The organism is Bacillus cereus group sp. BfR-BA-01408 (assembly GCF_022663305.1).
GTDB lineage: Bacteria > Bacillota > Bacilli > Bacillales > Bacillaceae_G > Bacillus_A > Bacillus_A pacificus.
In genome coordinates, this window is sequence record NZ_JAKUFF010000002.1 from 1 (window position 1) to 23,687 (window position 23,687).

The window sequence follows — 23,687 nt, forward strand, 5'->3', positions numbered from 1 at the left end:
GTTTTCTTTTTAACTCTTCAATTTTTTTATCTAAATTTTTTCCGGTAATATCTTTATCTCTGAACTTATTTATTTCTTTTTTAGATACTAATTTTTCAGTTAGTTTCGGATTTAATTGCATCCAAAAATCTTTCTTATCCGTCTCAGTTAGCTTGTCTATATCTTCTTGTGGTATTTCAATTATGTCTGCAAGTTGTCTTGCTGTTTTTAATATTTCTTCTGATTTTACACCTTTCATCTTTGTATATGTAATTGTACGTAAAGACTTATTATCAACTACTGGATTCCCTTCTCGGTCAAATATTTTTCCCCGCGGCACAGAAAGGCTTACGGTTGCATTTTCTCTCTTCTCCACTTCATTTTTATACGTCTCACCATCGATAATTTGTACTTTACCTAATTGTATAATCATGGCAGAAAACAATATAAATACACATGAGAATAAAATGTTTAACCGCATCGGTACTGCTCTACCGCTTTTTTTCTCTTGTTTTTTCACCTTGTCATAATCTCCTCCTTACTGTATTTCTATTAATAATTGAATCTATATATTAAAAGTAATGCACATTTTCTATACATTACTTTGCACAAATACTAATATATTGATAAAAACTTAATAGAAATTAAAGCAAATCTAAAGAAAAGGTAAAGTTTTCTAAATTAAATACAAAAATACCCAATAACCAAAAGCTTAGCTTTTGGTTATTGGGTATTTAATAAATTTAAGAGTTAATAATTGGACGTATCGATTCAAATCTATCATCATAATTTGATAAAGGCTTTTTACTCTGAAATTTTGGCAAGTAAATCGTTACTGTTGTTCCGACGCCAACCTCACTCATAATACTTATATTCCCTTGATGACTTTCAATAATTTTATAACTTAACATCAATCCAATACCGGTACCTTTTTCTTTTGTACTATAAAAAGGTTCACCTAATCTTTTAATTCGTTCTTCAGGTATTCCTATTCCTTTATCAATTACATTAATAATGATACCATCTTTGCCTATTTCTTTTATGTGAATTGAAATTCTCCCACCATCTGGCATAGCTTCGATTGAATTTTGCAAAATGTTAATAAATACTTGTTTCAGTTGATTTTCTGAGCATTCAATGATTATATCTTTGGAATCTGCATATAATTCAACTTGAATATTTGTCATAATTGCTTTTGTATTTATTAACGAAACGACATTTTTAAATATTTGATAAAGATTTTTCTTTTCCGTGCTTAGTTCATCTGTTTTAGCAATCGATAAAAATTCTTGAAGAATCGCTTCTATTCTTTCAATTTCAGAAAGCATTAGATCAAAATATTTTTCTTGATCTTCTTTATTAATTTGAAATAGCTGTATAAAGCCTTTAATGACTGTTAATGGATTCCTAACTTCATGAGCAACACCAGCTGCTAATTGACCGATTGCTGCAAGTGTATCTGATTTATTTAGCAATTCTTCTGTCTTTTTCCGCTCTGTAATATCACGTACAATAATCATAATTTTATCATGCAATAACGGTAAACATCTAGCTTCGAAGAAATTGATACTTTCATTAATTGTAAGTGGATATTCCACAATTACATTTGTCCCTTTTTCTTTCACTTGACAAATTGCTTCTTGAAATTTTTTTGCTACTGTAGATGGTAATACTTCGTAAAACTTTTTTCCCATAAAAGCTTCTGCGGGTACGTAAAATTTTGTAGGGGATCCTGCTTTATAATCAATAATTGTTCCATCATCTTCCGTTAAGAAACATAAATCTGGTAAAGCCTGAAAAATTAATTCTAACTCAGACGTTTGTTGTTTTAATTTCTCTTCTATTGCTTTTAAATGTGTAATATCCACACCAACAGCCCAATAACTAAATCCACTTACAGGAAACTGTTCTGATATATTGGACCACATTATCGTTTTAATTTCACCATTTTTACAAGTTAAACGCATTTCCCAGTCTCTAAAGTTCTTTCCACGAGTCAAAAATTTCTTTTGTATCTCGTGACGATAATCATGATCCGGATACAGTAATCGAAGTGCGTTTGGATTTCCAATTACCTCTTCCGCAGTATAGCCTGTCACAATTTCACATTCGCGATTCCACAAAACAAAATCTCCATTATAATCAAGTGCATCAACCATAACAGGCATGTTTTGTAAGATTGTATGTAGTTCCTCCTCTTTTCGAGTAAGTAACGTCGTATTTTTATTTTGAAATCCTTTCATTACTCCATCTATAATTAAATTTGAAAGCATTTCAAAGTATTTTTGGCAATTGAAAATTTCGCTTTTCTGAGACCATACAACAAAAGATCCTAAATATTGATTGTATAAAAAAATGGGGATTTCAAGTTTGGGAAGTTTACATATTTTCTTTTCATTTATTCCAAATGAAAATATACATTCTTTTTCAGCATCAAGAAGTTGATGTGATATGTTGGTTAATTGATAAAATTGTTCTGCCATGGTTTCTATTGTACTCACATCAATAAGTTCCATTAGCCGCGCATTCATTCCTTTTTCACCTCAATATGTAAAATTCATACAAATTTAAAATTCATACTTCTCCATTATACGAAGAATGTGCCTGTAGGTATATAGCTGAAGAATAATTATTCGAACAAATTTTATTTTTCAATTAAAAACAAAAAATATATCCGTACAAAATTGAAACTCTAATTAGTAAGTTTTTTCATCAACGATTAATTATTAGCTGTGCCAATCATGATCTTTTATGTTGCACAAACTCTCCTTAGCTCCTTACATTTGTTAAGTTTTGACATGAATTCATACGTATTAGTTGTATTATAAAAATGCATTAAATATAAAGTTCATAAATTTTTCACAATTACTATGAAAAATATAAACATTTATTCCAATATATTCTATATAATAAAATGTAATAAGGCTTCTATGAATCTCATAGAATACCTTACCCCTAATAAAAAGAAAAAAAGAATCTATTTAGATTCTTTTTTTCTTTTTATATTACATTACATATTTATATAAAGCATGTGCAACACCATGTTCTTCATTAGTCAAAGTTTCATATTGACACATCGCTTTTATTTCTTCGACTGCGTTCCCCATTGCAATTGATAGATTTGCTTTTTCCATCATGGATACATCGTTTAACCCATCACCTATCGCTACAGTATTTTCAACTGGAATATTTAGATGTTCCGCTAAAGTATATAGTCCATTTCCTTTTTGAGCGTCTCGATGATTAATCTCTAAATTATGCCAATATGAAGATGTAATTGCTAAATCAGTATTATGCAGAAACGTTTCTTTTAACTTTTTTAATTTTTCCATGTCATAAGAAAATGGTAAAAGCTTATGCACATGTATATCTGTTTCTACAATTGGTTTACAACTTTCTGCACTAAGAAATGCTGTATGTTCAAGGTATAATGCTGCGATCGTTTCCAACTCTTTCAAATCGATATTTTCATTTGAATGTTTCACATAATCGATTTCATTGCGTACACTCTCTACTCCATATTCCGGTACGTACACACCTTTATTAGTATAAAGCTGATAATATAATCCGTTTTCTTCAAGATAATTCACAATCTCGAGTGCCTGCATATTTTGAATTGGATATCTCTTCATCATTTTTTTATCATTATATATAAGCGCACCATTTTCGGCAATAATTGGACACTCCAAATTAACTTCTAACAACAATCGTTCAATATCGATGATAGAACGACCTGTACAAATTGCTACAACATGACCAGCTTCCTGACATTTTCGAATTGCTTCTGCATTCTCGTTACTAATCATTTTGTTCCCCGAAAGAAGAGTTCCATCTAAATCAATTGCGATTAATTTCATTATTTCTTCACCACTTTCTATATATACACGAGCTCATATTAAATGAAAGGTATCGTTTTCATACCCCTCTCGTAAAGCACTCTTTATTTATAATTTATGAAAAGCGTTTCAGGTCAAGAAATAATTATAAATAAAATCCAAAGCAAGGGCTTTGGACTTTAAACTATGAATTATAACGAATATATTTTGTCTCACATGTGTATACATTCTTTTCTTTAGTTGGAACGTATACTTTAAACTTTTCTAAACGTTTTCCGTAAACATGAATTGTGACAACGCTTTCATTGTCATCTATTTCAAGAATGTGACAATCAGCTGGTGGAATGACTTTATCTGTTTCTCCTTCTCCCAAATAAAGATTTCCTGTATGAGTTAAATAAACAAGTGAATTTTCAAGCTGCTTAGTTTGTATAAAGTTCTGCACCATTATTCTCCCTGTAAATACACCTTCTACTCCCCATGTGCCATCATGATCATGCAAAGGAGTCGATTGTCCATCTTTCCATACAAGAGCTAATACTTCAAAACGATTTAAAGGATCTTCATATAATAAGTGTCGTGCATATTGAGCCGAATTCGCCTTCTGTTTTTCTAACGGAAGCCATGTTTTCTTTTCTAAAAGTTCTTCTAATAATTTTTCAATCCCACAAACCATTTGATCTTCTAACAAATTACTATTTATTAAATCCGTTACAGCTTTAATAAATGTTTGGAACGTCTTACTTCCATTACACGTTAACATAAGCATCCTCCTCTACTCTTATTCACACACTTCCATACTAAATAACCAACTAAAATTTCACAATTGAGAAATAAAAGAACAAGGTACAGTAAATTTGTACCTTGCTGAACAGTTTATTGAGTTTTTAAGTAGATAGGTAAGAATTTCAAAGTTTGTTCATTTTCCAATATACATTGTTCTAAATTGAACGATGGAGATAATGCTATCTTTTCAAAAGCATTTATAAAGGTAGTTAATGCAATCTCAGCTTCTAAACGTGCAAGTGGTGCCCCTAAGCAAAAGTGAGGACCTTTACCAAATGTTAAATGCTTTTCATTTCCTATTCGGTGTATATTAAATTTAGAGGCTTGTGAAAACTTTTTCTCATCTAAATTTGCTGCACTTACCCACGCAACCACCATTTGATCCTTTTTCATTAAAGGGCCAAATATATTTGTATCCTCTGTAATTCTCCTAGCTAATGTAATGGGAAAACGATAGCGTAATACTTCCTCAATTGCTTTTGAAATTAATGTAGGTTCTTCTCTTAATTCTTTATATGTTCCTGGTGAATCCACTAAGAAACAGTAAAAACTATTAATAATTAAATTTGTAGTTGTTTCATTACCAGCCGCTAATAAACCCAATGAAAAAGTAACAATTTCTTCATCAGTTAATCTTTCGCCTTCATATTCAGCTCGTATTAAATCTGAGATAATATCATCGGTTAAATGGTATCTCTTTTCCTGAACGATTGGTAGAAGATATGCTTTAAATTCATTTAGTGCTATCCCCTTTTCTACATCCAGATCATTAAACTTTTCTTTACTATACGGCATAAATAAAATATCAGACCATGCTTTAATTTTTTTGCGGTCAGTTGTTGGCACTCCTAACAAATCGGATATAACAGTAACAGGTAAAGGAGCAGCAAACTCTTCAACGATATTAACTTCACTATATTTTCCAATATGTTGTACAAGTTCATTTGCGATAGCCTGTATTCGAGGTTTCCATTGTTCTAAACTCCTTGGAGTAAATGCTTTAGAAACGATAGAACGTACATTGCGATGTTCTGGTGGATCAGTAGAATTAATATTGATTCGAGTCTCTAAAGGAGGGATTGAGAATTGTCTTCGCTCCCTTCTACTTGAAAACAGGCGATAGTCTGATAAAACACGATTTACGTCCTCATACAAAAATACATTCCAAACATCTTGCTCTTCATCATAATGTACGGGGTGATTATCCCTCATAAATTGATACCACTCATACGGATTCCACAATTCCTCTTTCGTTTTCAGCTTTGAAATTTCATGAACTAAAATCACATTTTCAGGCGAAGCCATAGTCCTTTCCTCCCTTTTCTTTTACAATAAAAGTGATAGGTCGGTAATTCAAAGTTGTATAATCTAACATATGTTATTTTAACATATACTAAAGGGGATTTTTCGTAGGAGAACTTGAGAAATAAATAAGGGGGATTTTTATGTATGTCGATATTTTATTGCTCGCAGAATTGACGTCAGGGCCAAAATATGGGTATGAAATAAAGAAAAATATCCAAAATCGGTTAGGAGAGAATTTTGAATTAAATCATAATATGCTTTATCCTTCTCTTCGACGTTTTGAGAATATGGGGGCTATAACGAAAAAGGTACATACACAAGTCGGAAAACCAAACCGAAATATGTATGACATTACTGAAGCAGGAGAAGAAATTTTTTCTGAAATGTTACGCGAGTTTCCCGAAAAACTCGCGACAAATAATGCAGAATTTCTTGTTCGTATCGCGCTATTTGAAAAACTTGATTATGAAGCTAGAAAAGAAATTTTAACAATACGCCAAAACGTACTACATAAACAGCTTACTGCTATTCAATCTTTAGATGCTAGTTCATCTTTTATTACAGAAGTCATTGAATTTAGTAAATCGCGTATTGAACATGAATTGCTCTGGATTACATCACTTATGAAGAAAATATGAAAAATAACAAGAAAAGTTAAAAACAATGAATGAAAATGAGATTTATTATCAATACTATAATTAATAAAAGGGCAACCACGATTTGGTTACCCTTAAAAATTTATACTTCCGGATCGAAAGTTTTGCAATCTGTTTCTTCTGTAGTCGATGCTTGTTTTCCTTTATGACTTACTACATAAATTGCGTCTGCGCTACATTTATTACCGTTAGCCCAAAATTTACAATTGTTTACTTCACATAAAACGTCTTGTGCCATAGTATCACACCTCCTCGTTCTATTATCATTAACAAAATTCGGAGGTATGATACTCTTTGTTATGCATTTTTTATTCCATTTTTAGCTTTCTTAATGGCTCTATATCCCCTTGTACAATAGCATCTATATTTTCAGTTATTTTTTCAATATCAAAATGCCACCATTGAATTTGCAGTAATTCCTCTATTATTGTATTTGTAAATCGTTCCTTTATTTTATTTGCGGGGTTTCCACCAACAATTGTATATGGTGCAACGTCTCTAGTCACAACAGATTTAGCTGCAATGATTGCACCATCTCCTATTTTGATTCCAGGCATAATGGTTGCATCCATACCAATCCAAACGTCATTCCCTACAACTGTATCCCCTTTGTAAGGTAGATCAGACAAATTAGGTGTATGCTTCTCCCACCCATTTCCAAATATATTAAATGGGTATGCCGAAAATCCATCCATCCGATGATTCGCTCCGTTCATAATAAAGGTAACTCCATTTGCAATACAACAAAACTTTCCAATGATAAGGCGATCTCCAAGAAATTCATAATGATGTACTACACGCTCTTCAAATGTTTCTCCATCTTTCGCATCATAATATGAATAGTCACCGGCGAGTATATTAGCTTTCGTTATTGTATTTTTTATAAAGTGAACATTTTTATTTCCTTCAATGGGATGTTTAACATTTGGATTAGGATTCATGTTGCACAGCACTTCCTTTACCGTTTATTTCACTTTCTACCGCTATTACTGGCTTTAAATTGTATATAGGTAAAATAAATAATAATCCAATTATAAATAGTAAAGCTGTGCCTTCGTACATCGTACTTAATGAGAACATTTCTTTTAATGAACCAGCAATACTCATTGTTACTACCATTGAACCGGTGAATAGCGGACTTAAAATGCCATTTACACGACCAATAAAATCAGTATCACTATTTTGAATAATGAGCGTATTAATACCTATTTGAATACAAGGAAGAGCTAAACCGCTAAAAAGTTGTGCTGTGAGTGTTACCCATAAATTGGTGGAATAACCTATAATACCGATGCCGATTGCCTGACCAAGCATACCGATAATTAACATCTTTTGCGGCGCAACGTTTTTTGCAAACACCATCGCTAAAGCACCGCCAACAATCATTCCTGCACCATTTACTGTTAGTAACCATTGTAAACTCTCTTTTGATAATCCTAACTGATCAGTTACAATAAAAATACCTAACGGCTGAATTAAACCAATTCCTAGTCCTGCTGCCATAAAACAAAGCCCTAGCAAAGTTAATGCTTTTTTCTTTTTCACATATTTAATACCATCAAGCATTTCCTGTAATATAGTGATTTCTTTCTTCTCATTATCATTCTCAAGATCTTTCGGAAGAAATAACAACACAGCTGCTGCAAGTAAAAAAGCGATACCTGTAATAATGATTGAAATATAAATTCCAAAACTATGAAAAATAAATGTTCCAAGAATCGGTCCTAACACCATAAATATCGCAAATATTGTTTGATAAATAGACATTGCTAATTGAATTTGTTCTGCCGATAAATGCTGTTTAAACAATTTCATGCCAGATGGCTGAGAAAATTGCGAAAGGATTGCAGAAATAAGTGTGACAAAAAACACGATTTTCCACGTTCCAAACATTAGAGTAATTAATACTGCAAATACTGATAAAGAACTTAAAGTCTCACACCATATCATAGTCCTCTTCGGCTTCCACCTATCAGCAAACGTTCCACCAATAAAGGAAAAGATGAAAATTGGAGCAAACTCCGCCACTGAAATCATCGAAATAGCAAAAGCATCACCTTTTGTCATTTCCATTACGTAAAGTAATACCGCAAAGTTCCGAACCCATATTCCAATTTGTAAAAATAATGCTGATGCTAAAATCACTTGAACAAACCGATTTTTTAATACTTGTGATACCCCATTGTTTTGTTTCGTTACTACATTTGTCGACATAAAAAAGCCTCCTATTTCATGTTCTGAACAGGAAGCAGCACAAATCATATAAAAAGACTATATATTCGCAGAGCGAAATACATCCCTTTTCTATAAATGTACAGACTAATCCTATTCAGAAGAATATTTCGTTTTTTAACGAAGATCTCTTATAAATAGAATTAGTTGATCATTGGGATGTTTTCACCCTTCCGTTTCGAATTTAAATAACACATACATACTCTATGTAAAACATTTTCAATGTATGCATGTCTCCCTTTAACTATTCTAGAAAGTTAAAGGCAATTCCTCTAAAGAACGCATTAAATAGTTACCTTGCCATTTAATGTCTTTACGATCGCCTTTTATTTGTAGTTCAGGCATTCGTTTGAACAAAGTAGTAATAGCGATCTTTGCTTCTAACCTCGCAAGTGGAGCTCCTAAGCAGAAATGACTACCATGGCCAAAGGCAATGTGACGGTTGTTCTCCCGTGTAATATCAAATATTTCTGGATTTTCAAATACTGTTTCATCACGGTTCGCTGAAGCCAATGCGATAATAACCATATCTCCTTTCTGTATTGTTTGATGGTGAATTTGAAAAGGTTCTGCTGCCCATCTTGCAGTTGTAACCTCAACTGGAGAATAATAACGCAATCCTTCCTCAATAGCCGAATCAATTAGTTTTGGATTATCTTTTAATAACTGTAATTGATTTGGATTTTCAAGAAGTGCTAATACTGTATTTGTTATTAAATTTACCGTTGTTTCGTGTCCCGCTACAATTAGTAACATGATCATCGAATATAGTTCTCGGGCGCTAAGTTTATGCCCTTCACTCTCTGCAAGTATTAAAGCACTCACCAAGTCTTCTTTTGGCTCTTTTCGTTTCACATCAACTAAATATTGAAGATATGTAATAAACTCAGATAGTTGTTTTTCAGTTTCTTTTATTTCTTCAGGTGTTTCTGGTGATGCAATAACAGCATGAGACCAAATTCTAAATTTCGCTTGATCTTCTTTCGGAATACCGAGCATCTCACTTATCACAATAATTGGTAATGGAAATGAATAATCATCCACAAGATTTAATGTACCTTTTCGCTCTATATCACTTATCAAATCATCTGCTATTCTCTGAATTCTTCCGTCTAATTGTGCAATCATTTTCGGTGTAAAAGCTTTTTGAACTAAAGATCGTAAACGACTGTGGTTAGGTGGATCTGAATTTAGCATATGTGTTGTCAAGTGATCACTATTATCAACAGAAAGATACATGTTCTTTGTATCTTGAGAAAACACATTTGTCCAATCTTTTTTTAAACGATTATCTTTTAAAAGTGGCAGAGCATCTTCATATCTAGTAATGAGCCATTCTTTACCGATTTCAACTTGGTTTACAAATAATATTGGTTGTTTTTTTCTCGATTCTTTATAAATTTCATACGCATCTTCTTTAAACTGAGCTGAAGCTAAATTAATGCCATCCTCTATGCTTAACCCAACTTTATTTTTCATTGACATTGTATTCCCTCACTCTCATTTGTTGTTGAAAACCAACCCAACATATGCATTATACTCTAATAAAAACGCGAAAATTGTAAATTTTTAATCAAAATCTTACTTCGTATATTGAAAAATAAAAAGTGAGAAAGTAAAATCGTTTCACTCCCTCACTTCTCTTTATGCGAAGCACATAAAATTACTAATTTGTTGATAGCGATAACTTACTTTACGACGACGACCACCTTGCCACGTGTAACCTGATACTCCATTTCTTCTCACTTCAGTCGGGAAGAACCATAAATCCCTTCCGAAAGGACCAGGACGATGTAAGCGTAAATAGCCCCATCTTCCTAGACAGTTACACATCCAGGATTTCATATTACCTGGTTGTGCAGGAGAAGCAAATGTAGACGGTAACGACGGCGCTTGTGACGGAGGTGGTGACGTTGGGGCATCTTCCGCATCATCTGGTCTGTAATCTTCTTGTTCAATATCTCTCACTTCATTTGTAGGTTCATACCCGTAGTTTTGTGGATTATAATACATCGCTTGATCATATGGATAATTTTGTTGGTTATACATATTAATAAATCACCTTCTTTTCATTCATTTCCTTTACCATTCATATGTGATATGCCATCTCTGGGAAGCTTATGTATAGCCTAAATTCAACAAAAAATAAAGCTCGTATTTTAAAAATACGAGCTTCTTCATAAACGGAATAGATGTATTATTTTCTTAATTTCACACTATAGAAACGCATTTCATCTAATGAACCTTCAAATTCAAATACTTCTTGTTTAATTAATTCCTTTAAGCGATATTCTAAAAACGTATCGCCAACTGATTGCTCTACAAGACCAAGTGCTTCACCAATTACTCTAGGAGCTTTTCGGAATTCTTGATCAGCACCTATACTTTTCGCACATTCAATAATAAATTGATCAAAATAATTTTCTTGTACAGAACGCACTTCATTGTCTGTCCAAATTCTTAAAAATTCCGTACTTTTCGATAGACTATCCCACTCATGTTCAAACTGCATACGATTCTCTACAGTTAAATACGGCAATTTTACAAAACTTTTTTGAATTAGAGCTAAACTTTCAGGTGGTAACTCTCCTGTTCCACGAATAACATACTCTAGTTTTAATATTTCTTTACTTGCTTCAGATGTATTCATAACGCGAATATTTTTCTTATCTTTTAATTGCGCCATTACAAAACATAGACCTACATGTTCATGTGCGTTATCTGCCTTCCAAATGGTAATTGGTGTTTCATTCGGAATTGAATGTAAAACTTCTAAAGTTTCCTTAAATCTTGGTAAATACTCTTCTTCAAAATAACAATCATAAGAAGTTAAGTTATTTACTAACCACTCTTTTCTTGCTAGTTGCCCTTCATTCATATGTAACTTATTTATCGGCCCAATTGAAAAGAATTCAGAAAAAGCAACAACCATCTCTTCCAATCGTTCTTCTTGACCAAGCATATGCTTTAAACATCCAGCTGTTGAATCATCAAATGCAATATGTACGTGTGAGACTTCTTTTACATTTCTTTTATAAGATGTATTACTCGTTAGTTGCTTAGGAATATCCATCAAATTTTTAATAGTATCTTCACTATAGTTTTCTTTTAATAAATTTAATTGGATTAGAATACTTTGAAGTAAATGTTTTGCTTCATCTTCGTGCATATCTTCTACAGCATTTTTAATTTTATCTATCATGTAAACCCCTCTATTCATTTCAAAAATAACGTAGATTATAGTGTATCATTTAAGTGTTACTCTTTAAAAGTTTTTTAGCCAAATCATGTATTAGAAAGATTGCTAAATAACCTTTTGTAAATCTTTTTATTTAAATGTATAATTATATAGAAAATAAAAAATATAGGAGCTATGTTTATGGAGAAAGTATTTCCTAATTATAAACATTATCTAAAAAATTGGAGATTTATATTTATTTGTATATTACCTACTATCGCCTTTTTATATGTTTTTGATGTCATCTTTGAATTAATATTTCATCAAGATTTCTATTTATCTAACTTAATTTTTGCTATTATTTTATTTTTAATATTTATGAGCATCAAAGATATGTTTAAAATTAAAAGTTAAAGATTCGGATAAAGTGGGATAAAAAAAGAGCACCCTGCAATCAGATGCTCTCATGTGATAGAGGTTTTTCTGAGTATTAAGTAGGACACGAAGGTCTTGTCCCACTATCTAATATATGCTTGTACTTATTTTTTGTGCATGTACGAAGTATCACTATAAATTCTCCTCATAAATTCATTGTACAATTAACATATTTATACATAAAAAAACATCCCCCGTGGATGTTTTTTTATGTACCGTTTTTTAAGCTTCCATAAACTTAGCCGGTACACCAATTTTTTCAACTACAGAAGATATATTAGTAGGATTAATCATTACATTTTCAATACTAACTAATTTATTTTCTAATAGTCCATCCTCTGTCGTAATAAGTTCTTCAAACCGTTCTAAAGTCATCGAAAATTTATGTTCACTTCCGCCATTCATACTGACTTTTACATACTTCATCGTGCACCCGCCTTTCATAATAATCTATAATTCGATAAAAAGGCGCTTACATCCTTTTTATTTAATACTAGATTTTACACTTTTACACTTGCCAATTTACGTTTATATTTAATATGAAAAAAGCTGATACTATTTTTTGTTCACATTATAATTGCGAGTAAAAATGATAAAGATAGAAATGCACAAAGTGGTATAAATAAAACAGTATCCATTCTAGCAAAACGCGTATCTTTTTTTCGTTTAAAGATACCAAAATAATGAAATTCACCTATTACTCTTATCAAAAAAACAACCATACAAACCCAGGATCCCATTTGAACAATAATATTAGGAAATGCGAAATGAACAATATTTGTTTGTTGTAATAAAATTATTGCGGCCATACTTAGTAATAACGCAATGAACAAAGTCATCCCTGTACCTGGTGTAAATACCTTTTCTCCAGCTTTTGTTGGAATGACACTATTTGTCGCCCACTTACCTCCAAAAGCCCAATAAACATGTAAAAAGCTAACTAAAAATAATATACAGACAGAAACATATGTAATAATAAGCATTTTGTCCTCCTATTATTTTATTTAAGCCCTCAACTTTAGAGTATGCTATAAATTTCACCTTAGCAATCTATTTTTAATAACATAAAAACCCCTTAATGATTTTTCTTAAAATTGATTAATCATTAAGGGGCTTTTAACCTCATTATGCATTATACCGATTTCTACGACGTTCCATCCTCGTTTGTCCTTGAGCAGTCTCTTCTTTATATTGAGGTATTTGCTCTGCCATTTCATATGTTGCAACTGCAGTTGGTTCTTCGTAATTATGCTCACGTATTTCTTCAGGCGTTTTTTGTTTCGATACTTTTCCACCAAACTTAAATAATTTTAACTTAAATTTCGGTAATCTTGGGATCGGAATCTTAAATGATTGCTTTTTACGTTTCTTTTTTTGTTGAAATAAAGTTATATTTTCTTTATAATCCTCTTCTTTACGGTGTAATAACATAGCAATTAATCCACCTAATATAAGTCCACCAACTAAAAGCATAAGATATTTGAAATTACTTGTCATTAAACTCGACATACGTTCAAGTATGACTAACGATTGCACTTCTTTAATATCCCATAGTAAAGCGGCCCATAATGCGAATAAACCGAAAGTAAGCCCATATGTACGAAAACGGAATAAACATGGGATTAAAGCAATACAAGCAGCGATTTTCGCATTCGCTATGATTGAACTTGTTGAAATATCTTGATGCCAAATAACTAACAATAGTGTAATAAATGGCGCATATGCTATCCAGCTACATATACGTGAATATATTTTTTTCGCAAAATAACTACCGAAACTGGTGAAAAATAAAAGGCCTCCAATATATAAAGATTGTTCTAGTGGGATTTGTTTCATAATTCCTGCAACTGGAAAGAGGCCGCTCAATAGCATGAATAGCACATCTAATTTCTTCACAATTCCTCATTCCTTTCCAATTTCTTTTGAATTCATTCATATTGCTTTTCCAAATGATATAGTTTTTTATTTCTAAAAAACATCTTAATCCTGTATGGAAATAAAGTAAATATATAAAAGAGAAGATACATGACAAAAGATATCCTTATTTACATGAAAAAATGACAAATCCTGATTGATATAATAAGCAGGATTTGTTTATTATTATTTACAGTAGAATAATTGAATCTTTCTTTTCTATTTTTATAATATCTACATCCAATTCATCATCAAACTCTTTAAACTCTCTTGCATCTATATCAGTCATATAGCTCTTTATTACTTTCGCCATATGCATAGAATATGGCATGTGTATATTCTTTTCCAAAAGCATACTTGAATTACAGCACATGTAATGTACCATTTTAGCAATATAGTTCCTTTCAACAGCTTTTACACCTAGAGGTAATATTTCAAGTATATATCGATGCAATGTTTCATTATCATTACACAGATACTCACCAGTGCTATAATACATTCCCTTTTGATCTATATATAAACTCGTACTATCTAGTACGTCATCACATTCTATCACACCGTATTTTGGTACATCAAAAGATGTATTTATTCTTACAGCATTTAAGTTTGGAACCTTTAGCACATCTGGAACAATGTCAGGGAAAGTATCTATATCAATTTTTTCATTTTGTAACTCTTTTATCCAATGTTTTCTTACATTCGCATCTATAATGAAGTATACTTGCTCATTTTGCTCTTTTGCAGGTTGTAAAACTTCCGTTAATGTTTCAGAAACAAATTGTTTAAATTGAATGCCCATATCATTTCTTTTTGAAGGCTGCGGCAAAAAGGTGTTATGTTTATCTACATTTAATAATAAACGATCAATCGTTTGCCACTCTGTATTCCCATATAATTTATATGAAATTTCTTTTCCTTTTATTTTTGAAAAAATGGGTAAGAAATCAAATTTCGAGATTCGTTCAATTGATAAATTAACATATGTACAAGGTAAATTTATCTTATTCCAACTACGTTTTAAAAATCCTTTTTGTTCTAATAAACTCAAAATACCATTTATAATCGTTTTACGAGATACACTTTGACCTATAAATAAATTAATAAATGCTGAAATACGGTTTGTTCGTGCAAATCCTTCTCTAACAATTTGCTTTGGATCAATTTTTTCACGTCCATCACAATTTTTCATTGCAATTAACGCCAATGTCGCATCATTACGCTCACCTGCAGTAGCATAAACCGCTTTCATAACATCCTCTACTAAATTCGTTTTATACTTCTGGCAATATTGCATTTTATATGGATTTTGCAATACCTTTTCAATATTACATCTTACTATTTTTAACAACACTGGCGAATCTGCATTTAATATATATGATGACTCACTAATTTGAGCTAACACCATTTCACTTTCAAATAACGCTTGTTCTACTTCCAGCGATATTTTTTCAGACCATATTTCTAGCGTTATAGTCTCTAATCCTTTTGGTGCAATTAAAGGGAATACTTCATTCCCATTATTTTTTGCTAGTTTTTTACATTCTGGTAGTAATGTGAAATAAGAAAATTTTTGCTGAAACCCTTTAAATAAATACTCTCTCTCCTCTACTTTTATACCAGGTTTTATTTTAGTACCTTGAACTTTATATATTCTTTCATTGTATGGAAGCAACACCCTAAGATTTTCTCCCAGCATATAATCTTTCGGATATTGAAGAATATGATCTAATTCAACTTCTCCACCTATACAAAAATCATCTTTTAAATTTCTAAATATCTTAATCCATTTGATACCGTTTGTAGCCTGCTGAACTTTTAGTTTTACAAATCGTAATTTCTTATTATTCGATGCAAATTCTGGAGTAGAAATTAATATCATGCCCCGTTTTCGTCTTAATAGCAAAGGAATGTCTGGATGGTTATATTCTTGATAAAACCTCCGAATTCCTATTGAAACATTTAATAATGGAATGTTCTCTCCTCCGCGCGTTATATATTCGAACCGAAATACATAGGCGAAATAGTCTTGTGTTTTTTCATCTTTAATAGGCTCTGACATCGCCTCACAAATATTTTGTGATCTAAGAGGAGAAAAATATATATCTTCTTCATTTATATTTTCTAATTGTACAGGACGTTCACAAAAAATATGTGAAATTAAAGCGGGCACCCATTTAGAATATACTTCCTTATCATGTAGTACTGTTAAATTAGAAATTAAATCGTAATGCCATTCATATTTTGGCGATTCTATTAATTTATTAGGTTTCCAATCATGAATAATCTCATACCAACTTTGAAAAATATAATCAAGTTGTTCTTTTCTAATAGGTTCTTTACATACAATCCATGGTGTATTTTCATTTAATACATATGGATTATGCTGAATAAATAATATATCAGAAAACATATCATATAATCTTTCATTCAATCGTTTCAACTTACTCGTTAATAAAAATGTCTTATAATGTATCTCTACAATATCGAGCCATTCAATAGGAAAATATATAAATGATACGCTTTCGTTAAAAAGAGGTTCTACTATATTTTCAAATGTTAACAACTTTAATTTTTCCATAAAATGATTACTTCCTTTCTTCATTTTTCTTGATCACAAAAAAACTAAAGTATTATCTCATAATCTAATTATTTAAAAGAATAGCAAATACCGCTTATCCGACTAACATATTAATGACATGACTTTGCTGTAAGTTAAAAGAAATTATCATACATAGCCCTCCTTATATATCACAAATACATTACATTCGAATTATACAATATTAGTAACGTATTGTATTTGAGATTTACAATAACTTTACAAAAGATTATAAAAGAGGTATTGACCATACATATGTATATCAAATCCTCTTTTCACTATCCTATTACCTTTTTCGCTTCTTTATTCACTGACCACTGCTCTAATGTATAAGTCATTTCCCAAAATGAATATTCATATTGACTGCTAATAATAATTTCATCTTCTTAAGAGAATGCCGTAATTGTGGCATGAAGAAAATCATCTAGCACTGGATAGGGCTTTTTTCTTTATAAAATAAAAACCAGTCGTTAGGCTACTTAAAGGTTTTCTTATCACCAAATAAAATGATATATATATATTCTTCAGTTATACTTTCATCAACTCCTGCAACCCTAGCAAATCTCATTATGTCCGCCCCCTAAATAAAATACATCGTTAGCATGACTGGCACCCGTGACCACATAAAACGATAAAGCTCATTTACTCTTTGCCTAGTCATAACAATTAAATCATTTGCAGGTCCATTAATCACAGTTGTCCTAACTGAAGTAAATGGAAGATCTATCCCATTAACAACTATTCTTGCCATACTTTGCGTTATATCCACATCTATCCCCTCATTCCAAGAATCAAATCTGTTCCCCCTATTTACATAAGTATTCTTAGCTATAAGAAATGTTTAAAGTGAGTTTTTATTTTATTTATATGAACTCCCACAAAGTCACCTCAAAAGAATCTTATTTATGTAAACTGTCAACTAAGGAAATGCATTGGTATCAATGGTTTTCATAACTTACGATATTTCGGTCATATTCATAATTTTATATATTGGCTTAAAACCGCCATTTTCACCACCTAATCACCGTTATTTTCTACATAAACTTCACCTTATTAACTATATATATTTTTGTTCTTTTTTTGTTACGAAATTGCGTTTTGTTTGTATATACCCATGTAAGCACTGAATAAAGAGAGGAATTTTTATATGAACACTAAATTCGAGATTAATATTTCACCAGAGTTTATTATCTCTATCGTTCAATTATTAAATTTTTTACCTTAGCAGGAATCATTTGATTCTTGCTTTTTCTATTCATTATGTTCGTTTGTTTTGTGCAAAAGAAAAAGCACCTCTATGAGCGCTTTTTTCTTATCCTCTATTCGAATGTTTTCCTAATAATTCTATAAGTTTCTAGCAACGCAGTGGTAATTAAGAGTAATCCCAATAATGAATACAGAACAAAGACTAATAAATAAATTTTATTTGTTACCTGTAAATATTGAAATATAGAACCTGCTAGCATAAAAATTATCATCATAAACATCAAAGCTAAATAATTCAAATAGACCTCTTTGTTCTCGAGTCTTTTTTGGCTACTTTGATACGAAATACATGCAACTGTTATCGCTATTAAAGCAATAACTACAGTTATTCCTTGCTGAAAGATTAAAGTAAGGAATTCTTTTATTTTCTCTATATCCCTATAAGCATTTGACAGCACAGCGCCTATCGTTGCTATTACAAGCGCAACAGTACCTTTCATAAAATGTTTATTCCTTTTGTACATACCTCTTGTCATAAAAAACAACTCCCTATAAAACTATATTACAAAAACATTATAATATAAAAATATGAAGTGTTACTGTTTTTTGGCTATTTTAAGAAAAAACATTTTGTATCACCAATCAACCCAGCAAATTTACTGAGCTCAATAAGAAACACAAAAGCCACGACACTCACGCACCGCGGCTGAATATATACATATAATTGGTCTTTTCGTCTTTGTATTCTCCGTCCATTCCGACCGAGTAACGTTTTGATAGAGGGGCTATGATCATTGGTTATGAGCGCATAGATACGTTATCCCCACGTTATGCTCTTTTCAAAGAACAAATAACTGTAGGAATATCGTATCGCCGATTCCAATGTAAAAAGGTACCTAATTTAGTGCCCAAAACAGTGCCCTAAATGGTACCCGAAAAGTTCCATTCTTATGTCATACTAAGCGCTTTTGCGAATTGTAAAACACCAGATTTCCTCTTTCTATAATACTTACCTCTCTTCATCCCAAGCACCGTATAAATGTATTCATCATTTAATTCTTTACGACTCATATATTTCATTTTGAGTATTTGTTGCTCGTCCTCATCAAGTGCTTCTTCAAACGCGCGCTTTAATTGTCTATATCTGATTTCGTCTTCCGTACATTTTCTAAGCTCTGGAAATAATAATTCACCTCTGAACGCCGCTTGCTCTTCAATATTTTTAAACTTTACTTTTAACACGCGGTATTCTTGTAACTCTTCTATCACGAAAGGCCGTATTTCCTTTTCATTTACATGCCTAGAAGGTTGATTCATACGATATGGTTCCCCTCCGTTCGATCCACTTACTTATAAAAGGATTATTTTGTTTAAAACTGACTTAAACATTAGTTAATAAATGTAATTATCTTGTTAAAAACTTAATAATATTAACATCTCATACAGTTAGATATTACGTTACAATATAAGTAAATTCGTTTATAGACGAATATCCTATGACTTGCTGGGAGAAATCCTGGCTTTTTTTAACGCTTGAATAAAACCAAATATTCCGTCAATACTATAGATGACATGGGTATCTTTCTCCATTACCTGAGCAGTTAGCTTTTGCTAGCTGCTCTTTTTTTGATCCTTTATCAATTTTCATGAGACAAGAAGAATAGAAGAAGTATATCTTTTCATATGCTTTTATAAAAAAAGATAAAGGACGTGACAGTATTGGGTAACAGAAACAATCAATTTGTTTTTCATATAATAAAAGGTTCATCAATTAAGAAATTTTTAATTATCGACTTAATTACTGGAACTGGAATTTATTGGACAGTAAATTCTATTTCCTCAAGTGCTTTGATTGCAATTATTAGTTGTATTCTAGGAACTAAAAAAATAAAGAAAATGCAACAACCTTAAAATTACAAATTGAAATATACCCAAACAAAATGATTATTTCTTTAAGTTTTCAACAAATATCTCTTCAAATTTTCTAACTCAAATGAACCACTAGACGCATACACCATATACTAATTTAAATAACTTCTAGAAAAGAAGGTGAAAATTATGCCATCTGTTGTTGGAAATATGGTTGTACAAAATAGTAACGGTTCTTTCAACTTAGGTGATTTCTATAACGTTTCTCCAAAGGAAAATACAAAAGCTTATAATGGTTCAGGTGCATCAAATGTTGCTTTTGTTCTCAATACATTTAACGGCGTTAGTGCAACAAATACATTCGATTCTGATGTTGCAGACCAAAGCCAAGTTGGAACATCCTAAATTTATCCATTTCCTTCTCCCTTCCTGAATAAAACTCAATATTCCGTTAATACTATAAATGCACTTGAGTTCTGAACTTCCTTCTTAATGCTTTTCTGGAGAGCAGTTAGCTTTTGCTAGCTGCTCTTTTTTTACCTGACTACTTATCCTCCACCTTGAAGAACTAATATATTTAAAATGCTATATCTACTCCATGCCCATCAACTTAAGAATTTTCACTACCCCTAAGTATAAAAAAATGTTATTCTTTCTAAACACTCTAAGAAAAAACACCTATAAATAAAATTTAATTAATTGGTATATACTTCTTGAAACCCTTACTTATGGTTCCATTGTATCCATTTTTAGTGAAGAATTTATGTGCTTTTATTCTAGTTGCACTACTTAATAAGATAATTCTTGTGGATCCCCTTGTAATTGATATCTCTTCTACATGTTTCAATAACTTTTCCCCTATCCCATTACCTCGAAAATCTTCATTTACAATCACATACTCTAAAACAGTATATGGTCTAAATTGATATCCAGGATCAAGGCAAAACGTCATAAATATACTTCCTTTGACGTTACCACTTTCCTCATAGACAAACAAAAAATTATTAGAATCATCCCTTATCTGCTCAATTCTTTCTGGTAAAACTTTAATATTTTTGCTATGTGGTGCTAATTTTTTATATAGATTTTCAATTACATTACTGTCCTTTGGTTCAGCTTCACGAATCATATAATTACCTACCTTTTGCATTTAATATATCGATGACTTAAATTATTTTAAAATTCCGATTAAATTATATATTAAAACAAGAATTTTTTGGTATAATTTAGGTGAGGAGAGGATGAAAATGAAAAGAATTGGAATAATTGCAGCTTGGCAACCTGAACTGAATTATTTACACGAAGAATACCCGAGTAGAAAAGTTCGTAAAATTGCCGCATGGGAATTCCATTATCATAGTATTAACAATTTAGAGATTATATCTGTTATAAGTGGTGTTGGAAAAACAAACTGTTCTAGTTGTACACAATTACTTATATCAGAGTTTCGTCCTGATGAAATATATATGACAGGAATTTGTGGAAGTTTGTCAGATAGCATAAAGGGTGGCGAAATTGTCATTGCAAGACAAATGCTCCAACATGACGTTACGAATGCTGGAAAAGGCGATGATGTGTGGGACCTGTATACTGGTAGAACATCGATTATTGATGGCGATAATTCTATATTTAGTGATTTTCTTAATTTTGCTATCAATACTAGTGAACATAAAATCAACAACGGGATGTTTATATCGGGAGATCAGCGTATTAGAGAAGATGTTTTGAGATCATCATTAAGTAGTACTCATAATGCTATTGCTGTTGACCAAGAGATAGCATCTTTTTCATACGTTTCTTATGTTAATAAAATACCATTCCTATGTGTGAAGTCTGTATCCGACCAAGCAGATAATAAAACTATTGAAGACCAAAAAAGGTTTAAGCTTTTGGCATGTGAAAATTCATGTAAATTATTAATTGAATTTCTATTGAGATAGAATTTGATAAGATGATTGTTTGTTCAACTAACTGGTGCGTTATTTGTGAGAAATGTTTCTAACTAAAATTGAGAATGGTGAGCTTCTCTTGGAACTGAGGGATTACTTTTATAAAAAGTCTAAGTTTTCCAAGGAATCTTTTATAGAGAGACTGCCACTTCGCTATCAAGCTAACAAAAAATATCCCAAAGTGGAAAAATACGCTATCATTTTTGTAGAAATATACAGAAGGGATGGTGTTTTTTTTATGAATCTATCAATTCAAGATGAACTACAACCATTTGCGGAAGAATTACAACGATATGTTACTCCTATATTTTTAGAAGAACTTGCTAGAGAACTCGGATTTATAAAGCGAAAACGTAAGTTTTCTGGATCAGACTTAGCTGCTATTTGTATCTGGATTAGTCAACGGGTGGCAAGTGATCCATTAGTCCGATTATGTAGTAGGCTTCATGCAGCTACCGGTACTTTACTTAGCCCTGAGGGTTTAAATAAACGTTTAAATGCTAAAGCAGTTTTGTTGTTACAACATATTTTTTCTTTACTATTACAAAAAAAGTATGTGAACAAACGAAAATTTCTAACCATCTCTTCTCTTATTTCAAACGAATTCGTATTCTAGATGCCACCGTATTTCAAGTGCCGAGTGCTTTAGAGAATGTATATCCAGGATCTGGAGGATGTGCCCAAACAGCTGGAATCAAAATTCAATTAGAATATGATCTGCATAGCGGGGAATTTCTTAACTTTCAAGTTGGGCCAGGGAAAAATAATGATAAAACATTTGGTACGGAGTGCTTAGATACCTTACGACCAGAGGATTTATGTATTCGTGATTTGGGTTATTTTTCATTGGAAGACTTAGATCAAATGGATCAACGAGGTACATACTATATTTCTCGTTTAAAACTAAATACAAATGTATATATGAAAAATTCAAACCCAGAATACTTTAAAAATAGTGCAATTAAGAAACAATCGGAATACATACACATCGATATGAAACAGATTTTGAAACAACTACAACTATATCTTGAAGTATGTACACCTGAAATGAATGCATCTTTTATAAATATCGTTTATTTTCATCCTTTATTTTTTGTACTCATTTTTTCAATAGGAACTTTTTTGCTGGTATTATAGGATTCTCTAAGGTAAATAATTGGATAGCAATGCTTAGAAGCATAGTGACAGTTCTACTAACATTGTTATTATCAGTGTTTTTAACAATAACTTTGATTGTTGGCTATGCATTAAGTTAAACGTAGTTCTTCACGAATAAAACTCAATATTACGTCAATACTGTAGACAACCCATTTCGATCCATATTCCATAATTGGAGCAGTTAGCTTTTGCTAGCTGCCTTTTTTGAGTTTGTCTGTCCGAATAAAATTCTAAATTATGTCCAATACTATAAATGGGCTGATACAGCTTGAATTGACAGTGACCTCTGTAATGTTCTTTTCCTCTTTCTCTGAGGACGGAGCAGTTAACGATTGTTAACTGCTTTTTTGTATTAAGTTAATTATAAATTTCAGGTCTTATTTCTCTTCTACGCCATATACTTTTAACCTAACTATCCAGCTCAAAGTGTTACCTCCTATCTTAAAGAGCACTGATGCATGGTGCTCTTTTTTATTTTGTTCCCTTTCATTTCTGAATAACATTTTTAACCCTGTTCATACTATTTTTGTAACTTAAAGTTACAAACTATTTCTGTAAGCGGAGCGTTTCTTTTGTACAACAAGCAGT

At 31.5% G+C, this 23,687-nt stretch carries 23 protein-coding genes and 5 pseudogenes; 8 read left to right on the forward strand and 20 right to left on the reverse strand.

From position 1 onward, the window contains the following. The 5 genes and pseudogenes from MR083_RS01330 to MR083_RS01350 all read right to left on the reverse strand — a co-directional run. Positions 1-499: pseudogene (locus MR083_RS01330) on the reverse strand (penicillin-binding protein); the annotation flags it as partial. Between the two features lie 223 nt (positions 500-722). After that, positions 723-2,510, reverse strand: coding sequence for an ATP-binding protein (locus tag MR083_RS01335; protein WP_046647136.1), 1,788 nt, complete (start codon positions 2,508-2,510; stop codon positions 723-725). A gap of 474 nt (positions 2,511-2,984) precedes the next feature. Then, complete coding sequence (locus MR083_RS01340; protein ID WP_000766396.1) at positions 2,985-3,836, reverse strand: Cof-type HAD-IIB family hydrolase; 852 nt, start codon at positions 3,834-3,836, stop codon at positions 2,985-2,987. Positions 3,837-3,999: 163 nt separating this feature from the next. After that, on the reverse strand, positions 4,000-4,578 hold the full coding sequence (locus tag MR083_RS01345) for a cysteine dioxygenase family protein (RefSeq protein ID WP_000954457.1): 579 nt from the start codon (positions 4,576-4,578) through the stop codon (positions 4,000-4,002). A 113-nt stretch (positions 4,579-4,691) separates the two neighbouring features. Beyond that, entirely contained in the window at positions 4,692-5,906 is a 1,215-nt protein-coding gene (locus MR083_RS01350; protein WP_242268283.1) for a cytochrome P450, read from the reverse strand. 140 nt (positions 5,907-6,046) lie between these two features. Here MR083_RS01350 and MR083_RS01355 point away from each other — a divergent pair, with 140 nt between their 5' ends. Next, positions 6,047-6,544, forward strand: coding sequence for a PadR family transcriptional regulator (locus MR083_RS01355; protein ID WP_000289105.1), 498 nt, complete (start codon positions 6,047-6,049; stop codon positions 6,542-6,544). A gap of 100 nt (positions 6,545-6,644) precedes the next feature. Here the strand turns inward: MR083_RS01355 and MR083_RS01360 are convergent, their stop codons facing one another. The 6 genes from MR083_RS01360 to MR083_RS01385 form a co-directional block, all read right to left on the reverse strand. Continuing rightward, the gene (locus tag MR083_RS01360) at positions 6,645-6,800 is read right to left on the reverse strand and encodes a DUF1540 domain-containing protein (RefSeq protein ID WP_000046091.1); all 156 of its coding nucleotides are present in this window, start codon (positions 6,798-6,800) and stop codon (positions 6,645-6,647) included. A gap of 70 nt (positions 6,801-6,870) precedes the next feature. After that, positions 6,871-7,503, reverse strand: a complete 633-nt coding sequence (locus tag MR083_RS01365) for a Vat family streptogramin A O-acetyltransferase (RefSeq protein WP_001069212.1) — start codon at positions 7,501-7,503, stop codon at positions 6,871-6,873. Further along, a complete protein-coding gene (locus tag MR083_RS01370) occupies positions 7,493-8,776 on the reverse strand; it encodes an MFS transporter (RefSeq protein WP_000106409.1) in 1,284 nt (427 codons plus the stop codon). Before MR083_RS01370 ends, MR083_RS01365 begins: the two co-directional genes overlap by 11 nt. 267 nt (positions 8,777-9,043) lie before the next feature. Then, positions 9,044-10,279, reverse strand: a complete 1,236-nt coding sequence (locus tag MR083_RS01375; RefSeq protein ID WP_011040380.1) for a cytochrome P450 family protein — start codon at positions 10,277-10,279, stop codon at positions 9,044-9,046. A gap of 159 nt (positions 10,280-10,438) precedes the next feature. Continuing rightward, positions 10,439-10,843, reverse strand: a complete 405-nt coding sequence (locus MR083_RS01380; RefSeq protein WP_000282687.1) for a hypothetical protein — start codon at positions 10,841-10,843, stop codon at positions 10,439-10,441. A gap of 148 nt (positions 10,844-10,991) precedes the next feature. Then, a complete protein-coding gene (locus MR083_RS01385; protein ID WP_000565675.1) occupies positions 10,992-11,996 on the reverse strand; it encodes a DUF1835 domain-containing protein in 1,005 nt (334 codons plus the stop codon). A 177-nt stretch (positions 11,997-12,173) separates the two neighbouring features. Here MR083_RS01385 and MR083_RS01390 point away from each other — a divergent pair, with 177 nt between their 5' ends. Next, positions 12,174-12,386, forward strand: coding sequence for a hypothetical protein (locus MR083_RS01390; RefSeq protein WP_000416565.1), 213 nt, complete (start codon positions 12,174-12,176; stop codon positions 12,384-12,386). A gap of 243 nt (positions 12,387-12,629) precedes the next feature. Here the strand turns inward: MR083_RS01390 and MR083_RS01395 are convergent, their stop codons facing one another. From MR083_RS01395 to MR083_RS01415, 5 genes and pseudogenes are all read right to left on the reverse strand, one after another. After that, positions 12,630-12,833, reverse strand: coding sequence for a hypothetical protein (locus MR083_RS01395; RefSeq protein WP_000878373.1), 204 nt, complete (start codon positions 12,831-12,833; stop codon positions 12,630-12,632). Positions 12,834-12,973: 140 nt separating this feature from the next. Next, positions 12,974-13,390, reverse strand: coding sequence for a DUF3995 domain-containing protein (locus MR083_RS01400; RefSeq protein ID WP_000905596.1), 417 nt, complete (start codon positions 13,388-13,390; stop codon positions 12,974-12,976). Between the two features lie 142 nt (positions 13,391-13,532). Beyond that, positions 13,533-14,303, reverse strand: a complete 771-nt coding sequence (locus MR083_RS01405; protein WP_000732166.1) for a DUF3959 family protein — start codon at positions 14,301-14,303, stop codon at positions 13,533-13,535. A 208-nt stretch (positions 14,304-14,511) separates the two neighbouring features. Next, positions 14,512-16,899 (reverse strand): RNaseH domain-containing protein, encoded by a 2,388-nt coding sequence (locus MR083_RS01410; protein WP_242268285.1) that lies wholly within the window; start codon positions 16,897-16,899, stop codon positions 14,512-14,514. Between the two features lie 296 nt (positions 16,900-17,195). Further along, a pseudogene (locus MR083_RS01415) lies at positions 17,196-17,303 on the reverse strand (TenA family transcriptional regulator); the annotation flags it as partial. Here MR083_RS01415 and MR083_RS28315 point away from each other — a divergent pair. Further along, on the forward strand, positions 17,277-17,345 hold the full coding sequence (locus MR083_RS28315) for a DUF8096 family protein (protein ID WP_472926922.1): 69 nt from the start codon (positions 17,277-17,279) through the stop codon (positions 17,343-17,345). The pseudogene MR083_RS01415 and the gene MR083_RS28315 sit on opposite strands and share 27 nt — an antisense overlap. A 66-nt stretch (positions 17,346-17,411) precedes the next feature. Here MR083_RS28315 and MR083_RS01420 read toward each other — a convergent pair. From MR083_RS01420 to MR083_RS01430, 3 genes and pseudogenes are all read right to left on the reverse strand, one after another. Beyond that, a pseudogene (locus tag MR083_RS01420) lies at positions 17,412-17,668 on the reverse strand (hypothetical protein). Positions 17,669-18,236: 568 nt separating this feature from the next. Next, positions 18,237-18,659 carry a hypothetical protein gene (locus MR083_RS01425; protein WP_242268287.1) on the reverse strand — a complete coding sequence of 141 codons (423 nt, stop codon included), beginning with the start codon at positions 18,657-18,659 and terminating at the stop codon, positions 18,237-18,239. Between the two features lie 412 nt (positions 18,660-19,071). Continuing rightward, on the reverse strand, positions 19,072-19,440 hold the full coding sequence (locus MR083_RS01430) for an ArpU family phage packaging/lysis transcriptional regulator (protein WP_242268289.1): 369 nt from the start codon (positions 19,438-19,440) through the stop codon (positions 19,072-19,074). 402 nt (positions 19,441-19,842) lie between these two features. Between MR083_RS01430 and MR083_RS01435 the strand changes: the two genes are divergently transcribed. Then, positions 19,843-20,034 (forward strand): hypothetical protein, encoded by a 192-nt coding sequence (locus MR083_RS01435; protein WP_000528279.1) that lies wholly within the window; start codon positions 19,843-19,845, stop codon positions 20,032-20,034. Positions 20,035-20,181: 147 nt separating this feature from the next. Further along, positions 20,182-20,397 carry a spore germination protein gene (locus tag MR083_RS01440; RefSeq protein WP_242268291.1) on the forward strand — a complete coding sequence of 72 codons (216 nt, stop codon included), beginning with the start codon at positions 20,182-20,184 and terminating at the stop codon, positions 20,395-20,397. 286 nt (positions 20,398-20,683) lie between these two features. On the opposite strand, the gene MR083_RS01445 is transcribed toward MR083_RS01440, so the two are convergent. Beyond that, positions 20,684-21,121 carry a GNAT family N-acetyltransferase gene (locus MR083_RS01445; protein ID WP_000617455.1) on the reverse strand — a complete coding sequence of 146 codons (438 nt, stop codon included), beginning with the start codon at positions 21,119-21,121 and terminating at the stop codon, positions 20,684-20,686. Positions 21,122-21,239: 118 nt separating this feature from the next. On the opposite strand from MR083_RS01445, the gene mtnN reads away from it, so the two are divergent. The 3 genes and pseudogenes from mtnN (at position 21,240) to MR083_RS01460 (ending at position 23,197) form a co-directional block, all read left to right on the forward strand. Beyond that, on the forward strand, positions 21,240-21,932 hold the full coding sequence (mtnN, locus tag MR083_RS01450; protein ID WP_000821100.1) for a 5'-methylthioadenosine/S-adenosylhomocysteine nucleosidase: 693 nt from the start codon (positions 21,240-21,242) through the stop codon (positions 21,930-21,932). Positions 21,933-22,179: 247 nt separating this feature from the next. Next, positions 22,180-22,961, forward strand: a pseudogene (locus MR083_RS01455) (IS4 family transposase); the annotation flags it as partial. Then, a pseudogene (locus tag MR083_RS01460) lies at positions 22,935-23,197 on the forward strand (hypothetical protein). The pseudogenes MR083_RS01455 and MR083_RS01460, both read left to right, overlap by 27 nt. Positions 23,198-23,687 lie beyond the last annotated feature (490 nt).